This window comes from Streptomyces sp. BBFR25, assembly GCF_044590125.1.
Taxonomy (GTDB): Bacteria; Actinomycetota; Actinomycetes; order Streptomycetales; family Streptomycetaceae; genus Streptomyces; species Streptomyces canus_D.
In genome coordinates this window covers 660,382-671,675 of record NZ_CP172447.1, presented here as the reverse complement: position 1 = coordinate 671,675, position 11,294 = coordinate 660,382, and the positions used below count along the sequence as shown (strand labels likewise).

Genomic DNA, 11,294 nt, shown 5'->3' with positions numbered 1-11,294 from the left:
GTCGCCGTCGCCCGCCTTTCAGGGCTGTCGCGGCAGGCGGGCGTGGATGGTCTTGCCCTGTCCGGGGAGCGCGGTGACGGTGACCCTGCTGGTGAGGCGGCGGACCATGGGCCATCCGAACCCGCCGGTGCCGCCGTCGAGGTCGGGAGTCCGCTCCCGTGGGGGCGTGGGGTCGGGATCGCTGACGGCGGCGTTGAGCGCGTCTGCGGTCGCCGTGAGTTCGAGGGTGTACCGACCGCCGCCATGACGCACGGCGTTGGTGGTGAGTTCGGAGACCACGAGGACGAGAGTCTCCGCCGTCTCGGCGGCCGGGGCCGGGTCCAGCCCGTCGACGAAGGCACGAGTGACGTCACGAGCGTGAGCGATGCCGCAAGGGCTGTCACCTTCGGTACGGACGGGAGCCCTGGGGGTGAAAGTACGCGTGGTGTCGGTGTCGGTCATGCACTACCACCCGGTCCTGATCGGTTGTGCTGGCAGGCCCAGCGTGTGCCCGCCCGACGGGATTTCAACCCGTAACGCCCCCTTGCGGGCGTATGTGCAGCACCTCTTCCACAGAGCCTCTTCGCCTCATCGCCTCTTCGCCGGGGCAATACGGCTGTGAACGCGGAACCGGTCGGTGCGGTCGTCCGGCGCGGGGCGCAGATGAACCGTGACGGGGCCCGCGAAGGTGTACCCCCGTTCGGCCGCGTGGCGGCGGACGTGCGCGGCGAGGGCGGGCGCCACGGGCAGCGCGCTGTCCGAGATCTGGCGGTGGGTCTGCGCAAGCAGCTCGATGACGTAGGCGTTGGGTGCCACGACGCGCTGCCGACCGACGATCAGGGTGTTCTCGTCGCACTGCCGCAGTATGGTCGCCAGGGCCTCGCCGTGGGTCTGCCGAGCCGGTGACAAGCGGCTCCACACGTTCATCACCCACTGCTCCATGACGCGTTCGCTTTCGAGGAATCCCATCGGGGGCGCCTGCCCCACCCCATCCCGAGCAGGCTCACCCACACGAGCGCACTTCCGGCGGCACGGCCTCGCCGCGCAAGGAGTGAAGCGATTTAACACACAGTCGCGGCAGAACGCGCTGTGAGCGGGTACACGGGTCACCGCAAGGACAGACAGGGACCGCACCCGCATAGTTGCCGTGTGACAATAATGGCCGCCAGCAACAAAGCGCCGGTGCCGGGACGAGGGGAGGGGACCTGAGATGCTTCGACGGGGTCAGGCGGTGCGGCTGTCGGAGTCCGTCACGTCACCGTGCATCTGCGCCGCCGCCGTGTCGCAGAACGCCTCCAGCCCTTCCAGCAGGGCCACTCGCTTGGCGGCGGGCATGTCCGCGAGCACCCTCCACAGTTCCTTCTCCCTGCGAGCGCGCAGATCGGCGAGGAACGCGCGGCCTCGGCTGCTGAGGTGCAGCCGCACCTCGCGGCGGTCCTCCGGACGCGTCACCCGCTCGACGAACCCGGCCGCGTGCAGGCGGTCGCACAGGCGGCTGGTGGACGGTGGCGTGGAGGCGAGGGACTCCGCAAGGGTGCGCAGGTTGATGCCGTCGTGGTGCTCGAGGATATGCAGCACGCGCAGCTGGGAAGCGGACGTGGGCGCCGTGGAAGCCCGCCCCCACACGACCTCCAGCAGCTCAACGGCCGTCGTGGTCACACGTGCGACCTCGTCGGGCTCCGGGCGGCGGAAGACAGTCACGATCACACTCTCGCAGGCACTGGGGTGCCTGCCAGCGTACTAGGCGCACTCGCGGAGTACAGGAGGTCCGGGGCGACCGATGCCCACTCCGTGAGCGAGACGCGTTTCTTCGTAGGACGAAAGACAGGTGTAAATCCCATTATGAACAGATTCGTGGCCGCCGAGCGCGCCCTGCGTACGGCGGCTCCGCACGAGCTGCTCGACGCCATCCGTGCCGTACTGGCCGACCAGTACGGTGTGGAGGACGTCGAGCTGTTCATGGCGGACTACGGCCTGACCGTGCTTCAGCCGGTGTCCGTGCTCCCGCACACCATGGAGCCGGTGTCGGTGCACAACAGTCCCGCCGGGCGGGCCTTCGGCTCGCAGGAGCCCTACCGCGAGGACGGCAGGGACGGGCGGGCGCGGCTGCATCTCCCGGTCAGCGTGCGCGGCGACCGGCTCGGTGTGCTGAGCGTCACGCTGCCCGGAGTCGACGCCGCCCGGGAATGGGAGTCCGAGCTGGCCGAGATCGCCTCCGTGCTGGGGCACGAGGTGATGGTGGCCGAACGGGACACCGACCTGTACCTGCAGGCGCGGCGCAGGGACCGGCTGACCCTGGCCGCCGAGATGCAGTGGCAGTTGCTGCCCGGCCGCTCCTGCTCGCGTCCCGAGTACGAGTTGGGTGCTCAGCTGGAGCCCGCCTACGCCATCTACGGCGACAACTTCGACTGGTCCGCCACCGCCGACCACTTGATGCTGTACGTGACCAACGGCATGGGTGAGGGCATCGAGGCGTCCCTGTTGACGAACCTGGCGATCAACGCCCTGCGCAACGCGCGCCGCGCCGGCATTCCCATCGCCGACCAGGCCGCCCTGGCCGATCAGGCGGTCTACGCGCAGTACCAGGGGCGCTGCTACCTGTCCGTCCTCATGTTCGACTTCGATCTGGCCGCCGGCCGGGCGAGCGTGGTGGACGCCGGCTCGCCCCAGCTGCTGCGGCTGCGGGACGGCAAGGTGGAACAGGTGTCCTTCGAGGCGCAGCTTCCCCTCGGCATGTTCGAGGAGACCGACTACATGGTGCAGGACTTCCGCGTGGAGCCCGGTGACCGCCTTGTCTGCGTCAGCGACGGCGTTCACGCGGTGGCCTCTCCGAAGGGGGAGCCGTACGGCGACGCGGCCCTCGCGCGGGCCATCCAGGCGACCCGGCTGCTGCCCGCCGCGGAAGTGCCGCGCGCCATCCTGCGGGAGTTGACCGGCCACCGCGGCGAGGCCGTGCCGGATGACGACGCTCTGGTCATGTGCCTGGACTGGCACGGAAGACAGGACGGCTGACGGTCCGGGTCCGCCGAGTTGTGACGATCGCGTGTTGTTCGACTCAAGTCATCGCGCTAACGTTTGTCATCTGGAAATAATTGCCGGATGGTCTGCCATTCGGCGGAGCACAGGACACAGGGCACAGGACACAACAGGGAGACGATGCAGGTGGCGGAGCACGACACGGCCCCCGAGACGGCGCGGGAACTGGGCGCCTTCCTCGAACGCCGCCGCGAGCAGATCGCCCAGCGATGGGCGGACGCCGCGCTGTTCCGGACGGTCTTCACCGTCTCGAGGGACGAGGCGGTCGAGGCGTGCAAGGCCGTGGTGGACGCCCTGGCGGACGTGGCCCGCACCGGGCGGCTTGAGGACGTCACGGCGCCTGGGTTCGGCACCGTGAGAGACCAGTTGGGGCGGATGTCCGCCTCCCGGACCCGGGCCGGACAGAGCCCGTCGCAGATCGCCGAGGAGGTCGCCGGTCTGCGCGAGCCGGCCGGCGCACTGCTGCGGGCCGACTTCGAGGAGGACTCCGTCGAGCAGGCGAACGCCTGTCTGCTGGCGCTGACCGTCCTCATGGGCACACTCCGCCTCGTGGTGATGCAGACGACCGTGCACGCCGGTGAGGAGCTGATCGCCCGCCAGCGTGAGCAACTGCTGGAGGTCGCCACCCCGGTCATCCAACTGTGGGAGGGCATCGTCGCGGTGCCGCTCATCGGCACACTCGACAGCGCCCGCAGCCAGGTGGTGATGGAGAACCTGCTGGAAGCGATCGTGGCCCAGCGGGCCCGGTACGCCATCCTCGACATCACCGGTGTGCCGACCGTGGACTCGCTCGTGGCACAGCACCTGATGAAGACCGTCGCCGCGGCCCGCCTGATGGGGGCCGAATGCATCGTCTCGGGAATCCGTCCCGCCATCGCCCAGACCATCGTCCACCTCGGCATCGACCTCGGGTCGATCACCACGCGCGCCACCCTGGCCGACGCCCTGGCGCACGCCCTCACCAGGCAGGGCATCGTCGTCTCCCCACGTACGGCCGGGGGAGCGAGCGCGCCGTGACCGGGTTCTCCGCCTCCCCGACGGTGTCCGTGCCCGTGCCCGTGCCGGTGCTCGCGCTGGGCGATGTCCTGCTGGTCACGTTGCAGGGAGAGCTGCACGACGGGGCGGCCGAGCAACTGCAGGACGACGTGGCCCGCCGCATCGCCTCCAGCGGGGCACCGGTGGGAGGTGTGGTGATCGACATCTCCGGCGTGGAGATCGTCGACTCCTTCCTCGGTCGCGTCCTGGCCGAGATCGCGGCGGCCGCGAGCCTGCTGGCCACCCGCACGGTCCTGGCCGGGATGCGCCCCGCCGTGGCCATCACCCTCGTGGAGCTGGGCCTGACCCTGCCCGGCCTGGTGACCGCCCTGGACGTCGAAGCGGCCCTGTCCCTGTTGGGACGAGCCCCTCTGTTCGCTCCCCACGTTCACCCGGAAGGGGGTGCGTGATGCATGCCCCATCCGCCTCGACGACATGTCTGCACATCGGCTCGGACGCGGACCTGGCCTGGGTCCGTCACGAAGTGCGCCAGGCCGCTGCCGGACTCGGCTTCAGCCTGGTCCAGCAGACGAAGCTGGTGACCGCGGCCAGCGAACTGGCCCGCAACACACTCGTGCACGGCGGCGGCGGACACGTGGAGATGACCCCCCTCGAAGACGGTGCCGGCCGCGGACTGCGGCTGGCCTTCACGGACGAGGGCCCCGGAATCCCGGACCCGGAGTTGGCCATGACCGACGGATACACCTCCGGCGGCGGCCTGGGCCTGGGTCTGAGCGGAGCCAAGCGGCTCGTCCAGGAGTTCACCCTCGACAGCCGTCCCGGACGGGGCACCACCGTCACCATCACCGACTGGACCACCGTCCTCCCCACGGCCCGTACGGGCGGATCATGAGCAGGGTCTGGGACGTCCCGCTCCAGGACAGCACACGGGTCCGGGACGCCCGCGTCGCCGCGGAAACCGCCTGCGCCGCCAGCGGCATGGACGCGCACTCCACGGCCGTCGCCGCCCTGGTGGCCACCGAGTTGGCCACCAATCTGGTCAAACACGCCAGCGGTGGACGCATCATCATCAATCTGACCGGCCCCTCCGACACCCTCGCGGAGGCCGAGCCGCAGGTGCAGATCATCTCGCTCGACCACGGCCCCGGCATCGACGACATCCAGGCGACCCTGCGCGACGGCTACACCACCTCCGCCGACTCCCTCGGCGCGGGCCTGGGCACCTGTCTGCGCATATCCAGCGACTTCGACCTCCACAGCCGACCGGGCCGAGGCACCGTGGCCATGGCGCGCATCGGCCCGTCCCTGCCCTCCGCGGGCCGCCGGTCCCGGGCGGTCCGCTCCGCCACGGGAGCCCGGGCCGGGGGAGTCAACACCTCCCTCGCCCATGCCGAGCACTCCGGCGACTCCTTCGCCTGGGTGCGCTCGGGTCCGCGGCTCACCCTGATGCTCGCGGACGGACTCGGGCACGGCGAAGCGGCGGCCCAGGCGTCCACCGCCGCCGTCCACGCGCTGCGCGGAACCGCCGACCGGCCACCGGCCGAGATCCTCAGACACCTGCACGCGGCCCTGCACGACACGCGAGGCGCGGCCGTCGGCGTGGCGCAGCTCGACGAGGACAGGGCCCGGCTCTCCTTCGCCGGTATCGGCGACACCGGCGCCCGGCTCCGCACCGGCGGCTCCTGGCACGCACTGACCTCCCACCCGGGCATCGTCGGAGCGCACTTCCCCGCGAGGGTGCCCCCGCACGAGGAGGCCTGGCAGGCGGACAGCCTGCTCGTCCTGCACAGCGACGGACTCCCCAGCCGCTGGGAGCCGCCGCACGACCCCACGCTGCAGGCCCACGACCCGGCCCTGGTGGCCGCGGTCGTCCTGCGGGACGCCGGCAGCGCGGCTCGCCCCGTGCGTGACGACACCAGCGTGGCCGTACTGGTCCCCGGCCCCGGAGACGGACATCCATGACCGTGACTTCCGACGCCTGGAAGATCGTGTCCGCCACCGACGGGGCGTGGGTACGCGCCGCCGTCGCGGACGTGGTCATCACGGGCCGGGCTCCCGCGCTCGCACGTGCCCGGTTCCTCACCGACCTGACCGCGCGGCTGCGCCGCTGTGTCCGCCAGGGGGGCGAGTGGGAGGTCGGTCTCCACATCCGGCAGGCCACCGCCGGACGGGAAGGCGAACTCACCGTCCGGCTCCGGCCGATCGCCCAGCCCGTCCCCGACCAGCAGGACGAGCCCCCACTCGTCTGCCCCCTGGCCCACGGGCCGGTCCGGGCCCGGCCGCCGGCCACCCCTCTCCGAGGCGCTCTGGCAGGCGGACGACAACACCTCGGCCGTACTGGACCGGTTGGACGAGCAGACGCGGCTCGTCGAGATGTACCGGCACGAACTGCACCAGACCAACCAGGGCGTCCTCGCGCTGCACTCCGACCAGACCGCCGAACTGCCGCCGGGCTCATCCCTGCTGCTGTACACCGACGGCCTGGTCGAACGCCGGTCACGGGGGATGGACGTCGGTATCGAGGCCCTCAGCCGGATCCTGGCCTCGGCGAGCACACGAGACCTGGAGCAGGACATGGACGCGGCCGCCGACGACCTGCTCACCACCCTCCTGCGTGACTCCGCGCGTGACGACGACGTCTGCCTGCTGCTCTGTCACAGCAGGGCCGCCGCGGGCCGGGCCGGGGGCCAGGAGGTCGCAGGGGCGAGTGACGGCGGGCACCGGGCCCGGCGATCACGAGGCGGGAGTGACGACGGGAAAGCGGCGGTCCGGGGTGTCCAGGACCGCCAGGAGCTGCGCCAGTTGTGAGCCGTCACCCGTCATCGTGATGCCGTCGGTGCCCTTGCCCGCGAGCAGCGCGAGGAGCTGCGGCTTGGTCATCGTCATGGTCAGCGCACTGTCGGGGGCGGGGCTCGCGTCGCTGGTCCAGGTGAGCACACCGTTGGCGAGCCGTAGGTGCCAGTAGACATCCCCGATGTGCCAGTCGAGGGCGAGCCGCAGCGACCACGCGGCGGGCCCGTCGACGCGCACGGCCAGGCCGTCGACGAGCTGTCCGACCGTCAGTGCCCCGTGCAGGTCGGGTCCCGTGGTGGGCTTGGGAACCGGCTTGATCCCGTGCATGAGTTCCTGGGCACCGGTGAGGTAGAAGTTGCGCCACACGGCGTTCTCGGCGGCCCGGCCCAAGCGGACGTAGAGCGTGGCGAGTTGCCGCTTCGCCCTGGTGTCGTCCGGGTCGTTGAAGACGGCGTGGTTGAGGAGCGTCACGGCGAAGCGCAGATCGCCCCGGTCGCTGTAGTGCCGGGCACGAGCCCGCACCGCGGCCTGCCCGCCGAGGGACTCGACCCACCGCCGCGCCTCCTCGGCCGGCGGGTGCTCCCACAGGTGCGCGGGGTTGGCGTCGAACCAGCCCATGTAGCGCTGGTACACGGCCTTGACGTTGTGGCTGAGGGAGCCGTAGTAGCCGCGGTTGGCCCACACCCGCTCCAGCTGCGGCGGCAGGCGGAGACTCTCCGCGATCTCGGTGCCGTTGAGGCCCTTGTTGATGAGGCGGACGGTCTGGTCGTGCAGATAGGCGTAGAGGTCCCGCTGCCGGGTGAGGAGGGCGACGATGCCGTCGTTGCCCCAGGTGGGCCAGTGGTGGGAGGCGAACGCCACATCGGCCGCGCCCGCGTAGAGGCCGATCGACTCCGTCAGGTATCCCGCCCAGGCGTGCGCGTCGCGGACCTGGGCACCGCGCAGGGTCAGGATGTTGTGCATCGTGTGGGTGGCGTTCTCGGCCATGCACACCGCCCGCAGGTCGGGCAGGAGGAAGTTCATCTCCTCCTGGCACTCCGTGCCCGGAGTCATCTGGAAACGGATCCTCACCCCGTCGAGGACGGTCTCCTGCCCGGTGGCCTCGATGTACCGGGTGGGCGGTATCAGGCCGACGGTGCCGGTGGAGACCGCCAGCCCGAGGCCGCAGCCGACCTGTCCCGCGGCGTCGGTGGGCAGGCTGGAGCCGTACATGTAGCCCGCACGGCGGGACATGGCGGGACCGGCGTAGACGTTCTCGCTGACCGCGTGCTCCATGAACCCCCGCGGCGCGAGCACGGGTACGCCGTCGGTGCCGTCGGGCAGGACGCCCCGGCAGCCGCCGAAGTGGTCGACGTGGGGGTGGGTGTAGATCATGGCCCTGACCGGGCGGTTCCCGCGGTGGGCGCGGTACAGCCGGAGCGCCGCGGCCGCGGTCTCCGCGGAGGTCAAGGGGTCTATGACGATGATGCCGGTGTCGCCCTCGACGACGGTCATGTTGGACAGGTCCAGGCCGCGGATCTGGTAGATCCGCTCCGTGACCTGGTAGAGCCCCTGGCGGGACAGCAGCCTGGCCTGGCGCCACAGGCTCGGGTCCACCGTCGCCGGCGGGGTCTCGGTGGCGTCGGCGAGGAAACGGTGGGCGTCGGGGTCCCAGGCGGTGCTGCCGGAGGGCGTGGTGATCGGCCCGCCGGTGTACGCGGCGACGAAGCCGCGGTCGGCGTCGGCGAAATCGGACCGGTCCTCGTAGGGGAGGTCGCCGGTGCGGGTGGGAGTCGGCGTTTCGGTGGCAGGGCGGCCGGGGGACGCCTCGGACACCTGCGCGTTCAGCGGCACGGTCGCCGCGGCGGCGCCCGCCGCAGCGGTGACGAAGCCGCGCCGGTTCATCGGATTCATGCGGGTACACCCTTCTCGGGGTCGGTCGCGAGGGGGAGCAGGCCGAGCCGTCGCGCGTCCTGTTCCGGCCGGATGGCGAGGATGGCCGAGGCGCCCGCCAGCAGCATCACCGCCGCCGCGAAGAGGAACGCGGTCGTGTAGCCGACGGACGCGGTGTCCGCACCGTCGATGAGGTGGCCGGTGACGAAGGGCGCGATCAGGCCGGGGAGGGTGCCCGTCGCGGCGACGATGCCGAAGACGGCACCGCGCTGTGCCGGGGGCACGACCTCGGCAACGGTCACGTAGTGCAAGGGGATCGCGACGGCGACCGTGCCGAAGGCCACCCCGATCAGGAGCAGGCGGACGACGTCGCCGTCGGTGAAGGGGAAGGCGGCCATGGCACAGCCGGCGACACAGACCGAGACTCCCTGTGCGGCACCGGTGGACCAGCGGCTGGACACTCCGCGCGCCTTGAGGGCGTCCACGAGCGGCGAGACGGTCAGCAGCAGGACGAGGCTGAGACCGGAGATGCCGCTGATGACGGTCGCCACCGTCTGGGGGCCGAGACCCAGCTGGGTCCTGAGGTAGGCGGGCAGCCAGGCGTGGGCCAGCGCGAGGGCCCAGGCGGCTCCGAAGGCGCCGGCGATGCTGCCCACCGTGGTTCCGGTCAGCAGCAGCCGGCGGTAGGGCAGACGCCGCACGGGCCGTGAGTCGACGGCGGGTGGCACACGCGTCTCGTCGTACGGCCCGTCGTGGCCCGTCCGCCACCACACCAGCGCCCACAGCAGGCTGACGACGGCCAGGACGGCGTAGGCCGACCGCCATCCGAAATCCGTGATGAGCCAGGTGAGCAGGGGCGCGGAGACCAGCGTGCCGATCGCGGCGCCGCCGATCTGCAAGGCCGAGGGCAGCCCGCGCCGCTCGGGCGGGAACCACTTGTACAGCGCGTGCATGGACATCGAGGCTGCCGGGCCTTCCGCGACCCCCAGCAGGACGCGGCCCGCGATCAGGGTCGGGACCGCCGCCACGGCCAGCACCGGCAGCTGGGCGACGGCCCACAGCAGCGCCATGACGAAGAGCATGGTCCTGCTGGAGATCCGGGAGGAGAAGAACCCGACGACCAGTCCGGAAAGGCTGAACAAGAGATAGAAGGAGCTGGAGATCAGCCCGTAGGTGCTGTTGCTGAGGTGCAGTTCGTCCATGATCGGGACGGCGGCGAGGCCGAGGACCGACTTGTCGGCGAAGTTGATGACCATGAAGGTGACGATCATGGCCGTCACCAGCCAGGCCCGGCGGCGGTCGGGCGGACGGGCGGCGGGCCGACGCGCCGAGCGGTCGGCGGGAGGCGCGGAGGGTTGGGGTGCCAAGGTGACTCCTGCGGATGCGGGCCGAGCAGGCCCCGGGGAGTGCCGGCTCGGACGGACTCCCCGGGGCGCCGGTCAGACGACTGCCTCGACGATGGCGTTCTTGTGGATCTCGGACGTGCCGGTGACGATCCGGAACATGCGCAGGGACCGGAAGATCTGCTCCACCTCGTGACCGCGGGTCAGGCCGTCCTTGCCGTGGATCTGCACGGCCTGGTCCGCCGTGCGGAAGCACGCTTCGGCGGTGAACAGCTTGCACATGTTCGCCTCCACCGCGATGTTCTCGCCGCGGTCGGCCTTCGCGGCGGTGGCGAGGACCATCGAGCGGGCCGCGTAGAGGTCGGTGGCCATGTCGGCGAGCTTGTGCTGGATGGCCTGGAGCGCGAGCAGCGGCTGCCCGAACGCGACGCGGGTCCTGGCGTGGGCGACGGACAGGTCCCAGGCGCGCCGGGCGGCCCCGATCAGGGAGGGACAGTGGAGCAGCCGGTTGAGGGTGATGCGGCCGATGCCGATGCGCAGCCCCTGGCCGACCTCGCCGAGCAGGTTCGCGACGGGGATGCGGCAGTCCTCGAAGACGAGGTCGCCCTCCATCCGCTGGCCCGACATGGGCACGGCGCCGTCCAGGACACGGCAGCCGGGGGTGTCCAGGTCGACGAGGAAGGCGCTGTACGTCTCCTCGCTGTCCGCCATCCGGGCGACGACGACCGCGAAGTCGGCGAACGGGGCGGCGGAGCTGAACACCTTGTGCCCGTTCAGTACGTAGGTGTCGCCGTCCCGCGTCGCGGTGGTCCGCATGCGGCGTACGTCCGAACCGGCGTCCTGCTCGGTGAGGGAGAAGCAGCAGGCGCGCTCGCCCCGGACGACCGGGAGGAGATAGCGCTCGCGCTGCTCGTCGGTGGCGTACTCGAGGATCGCGCCGACGCGCAGCGGTCCGCCCATGTCGCCGAGGACCGAGTGGGACAAGGCCGCTCCGGAGGCGGTGAGTTCCTCCTTCAGGGCGCACAGCTCGGTGAAGTTCAGTCCCTGGCCGCCGAGTTCCGGCGGCAGGCTGATGCCGTAGAAGCCGAGTTCGGCGCTGCGTTTCCAGACGCCTTCCAGGGTGGGCCGGTCCAGCGTGCTCTCGGGGGTGATGCCGTGGGCACGCTCGTAGGGGAGGAGTTCGTCGGTCAGATAGGCGCGCAGCCGGCCGACCAGTTCCTCCAGGCGGGGGTTGTCGTCGTAGCGGGGAGTGAGGGTGTAAGGCATGGGGTGTTC

Annotated in this window: 12 protein-coding genes; 6 read left to right on the top strand and 6 right to left on the bottom strand. The window is 71.3% G+C overall.

The features are described from left to right. Positions 1-18 precede the first annotated feature (18 nt). The 3 genes from ACGH52_RS02735 to ACGH52_RS02725 form a co-directional block, all read right to left on the bottom strand. Entirely contained in the window at positions 19-441 is a 423-nt protein-coding gene (locus ACGH52_RS02735) for an ATP-binding protein (RefSeq protein WP_079252760.1), read from the bottom strand. Between the two features lie 126 nt (positions 442-567). Then, entirely contained in the window at positions 568-948 is a 381-nt protein-coding gene (locus tag ACGH52_RS02730) for an FhaA domain-containing protein (protein ID WP_399937280.1), read from the bottom strand. A gap of 255 nt (positions 949-1,203) precedes the next feature. Next, positions 1,204-1,638 (bottom strand): MarR family transcriptional regulator, encoded by a 435-nt coding sequence (locus ACGH52_RS02725; RefSeq protein ID WP_121700952.1) that lies wholly within the window; start codon positions 1,636-1,638, stop codon positions 1,204-1,206. A 183-nt stretch (positions 1,639-1,821) separates the two neighbouring features. Here ACGH52_RS02725 and ACGH52_RS02720 point away from each other — a divergent pair, with 183 nt between their 5' ends. From ACGH52_RS02720 to ACGH52_RS02695, 6 genes are all read left to right on the top strand, one after another. Next, positions 1,822-2,991 carry a PP2C family protein-serine/threonine phosphatase gene (locus ACGH52_RS02720; RefSeq protein ID WP_210976447.1) on the top strand — a complete coding sequence of 390 codons (1,170 nt, stop codon included), beginning with the start codon at positions 1,822-1,824 and terminating at the stop codon, positions 2,989-2,991. A 144-nt stretch (positions 2,992-3,135) separates the two neighbouring features. Continuing rightward, a complete protein-coding gene (locus tag ACGH52_RS02715) occupies positions 3,136-4,032 on the top strand; it encodes an STAS domain-containing protein (protein WP_121703050.1) in 897 nt (298 codons plus the stop codon). Continuing rightward, positions 4,029-4,460, top strand: coding sequence for an STAS domain-containing protein (locus ACGH52_RS02710; RefSeq protein ID WP_121703051.1), 432 nt, complete (start codon positions 4,029-4,031; stop codon positions 4,458-4,460). Before ACGH52_RS02715 ends, ACGH52_RS02710 begins: the two co-directional genes overlap by 4 nt. Continuing rightward, positions 4,460-4,903: an ATP-binding protein gene (locus ACGH52_RS02705; protein WP_076978075.1), complete on the top strand. Its 444-nt coding sequence runs from the start codon at positions 4,460-4,462 to the stop codon at positions 4,901-4,903. The genes ACGH52_RS02710 and ACGH52_RS02705 overlap by 1 nt, the downstream gene beginning before the upstream one ends. Next, complete coding sequence (locus ACGH52_RS02700) at positions 4,900-5,973, top strand: SpoIIE family protein phosphatase (protein ID WP_210976449.1); 1,074 nt, start codon at positions 4,900-4,902, stop codon at positions 5,971-5,973. Before ACGH52_RS02705 ends, ACGH52_RS02700 begins: the two co-directional genes overlap by 4 nt. Before the next feature lie 384 nt (positions 5,974-6,357). Beyond that, a complete protein-coding gene (locus ACGH52_RS02695) occupies positions 6,358-6,819 on the top strand; it encodes a SpoIIE family protein phosphatase (RefSeq protein ID WP_399937275.1) in 462 nt (153 codons plus the stop codon). Here ACGH52_RS02695 and ACGH52_RS02690 read toward each other — a convergent pair. The 3 genes from ACGH52_RS02690 to ACGH52_RS02680 all read right to left on the bottom strand — a co-directional run bounded on the left by ACGH52_RS02690 (position 6,745) and on the right by ACGH52_RS02680 (position 11,285). Next, entirely contained in the window at positions 6,745-8,697 is a 1,953-nt protein-coding gene (locus tag ACGH52_RS02690) for an alkyl/aryl-sulfatase (RefSeq protein ID WP_076978073.1), read from the bottom strand. The genes ACGH52_RS02695 and ACGH52_RS02690 overlap by 75 nt on opposite strands. After that, positions 8,694-10,043 (bottom strand): MFS transporter, encoded by a 1,350-nt coding sequence (locus tag ACGH52_RS02685; RefSeq protein WP_399937272.1) that lies wholly within the window; start codon positions 10,041-10,043, stop codon positions 8,694-8,696. The genes ACGH52_RS02690 and ACGH52_RS02685 overlap by 4 nt, the downstream gene beginning before the upstream one ends. Positions 10,044-10,115: 72 nt before the next feature. Further along, complete coding sequence (locus ACGH52_RS02680) at positions 10,116-11,285, bottom strand: acyl-CoA dehydrogenase family protein (protein WP_399937270.1); 1,170 nt, start codon at positions 11,283-11,285, stop codon at positions 10,116-10,118. Positions 11,286-11,294 lie beyond the last annotated feature (9 nt).

Bases quoted from the DNA above. Each gene is read 5' to 3' on its own strand.
- ACGH52_RS02705 (WP_076978075.1), top strand. From the start codon at position 4,460: ATGCATGCCCCATCCGCCTCGACGACATGTCTGCACATCGGCTCGGAC.
- ACGH52_RS02735 (WP_079252760.1), bottom strand. From the start codon at position 441: ATGACCGACACCGACACCACGCGTACTTTCACCCCCAGGGCTCCCGTC.
- ACGH52_RS02720 (WP_210976447.1), top strand. From the start codon at position 1,822: ATGAACAGATTCGTGGCCGCCGAGCGCGCCCTGCGTACGGCGGCTCCG.
- ACGH52_RS02700 (WP_210976449.1), top strand. From the start codon at position 4,900: ATGAGCAGGGTCTGGGACGTCCCGCTCCAGGACAGCACACGGGTCCGG.
- ACGH52_RS02715 (WP_121703050.1), top strand. From the start codon at position 3,136: ATGCAGGTGGCGGAGCACGACACGGCCCCCGAGACGGCGCGGGAACTG.
- ACGH52_RS02730 (WP_399937280.1), bottom strand. From the start codon at position 948: ATGGGATTCCTCGAAAGCGAACGCGTCATGGAGCAGTGGGTGATGAAC.
- ACGH52_RS02690 (WP_076978073.1), bottom strand. From the start codon at position 8,697: ATGAATCCGATGAACCGGCGCGGCTTCGTCACCGCTGCGGCGGGCGCC.
- ACGH52_RS02680 (WP_399937270.1), bottom strand. From the start codon at position 11,285: ATGCCTTACACCCTCACTCCCCGCTACGACGACAACCCCCGCCTGGAG.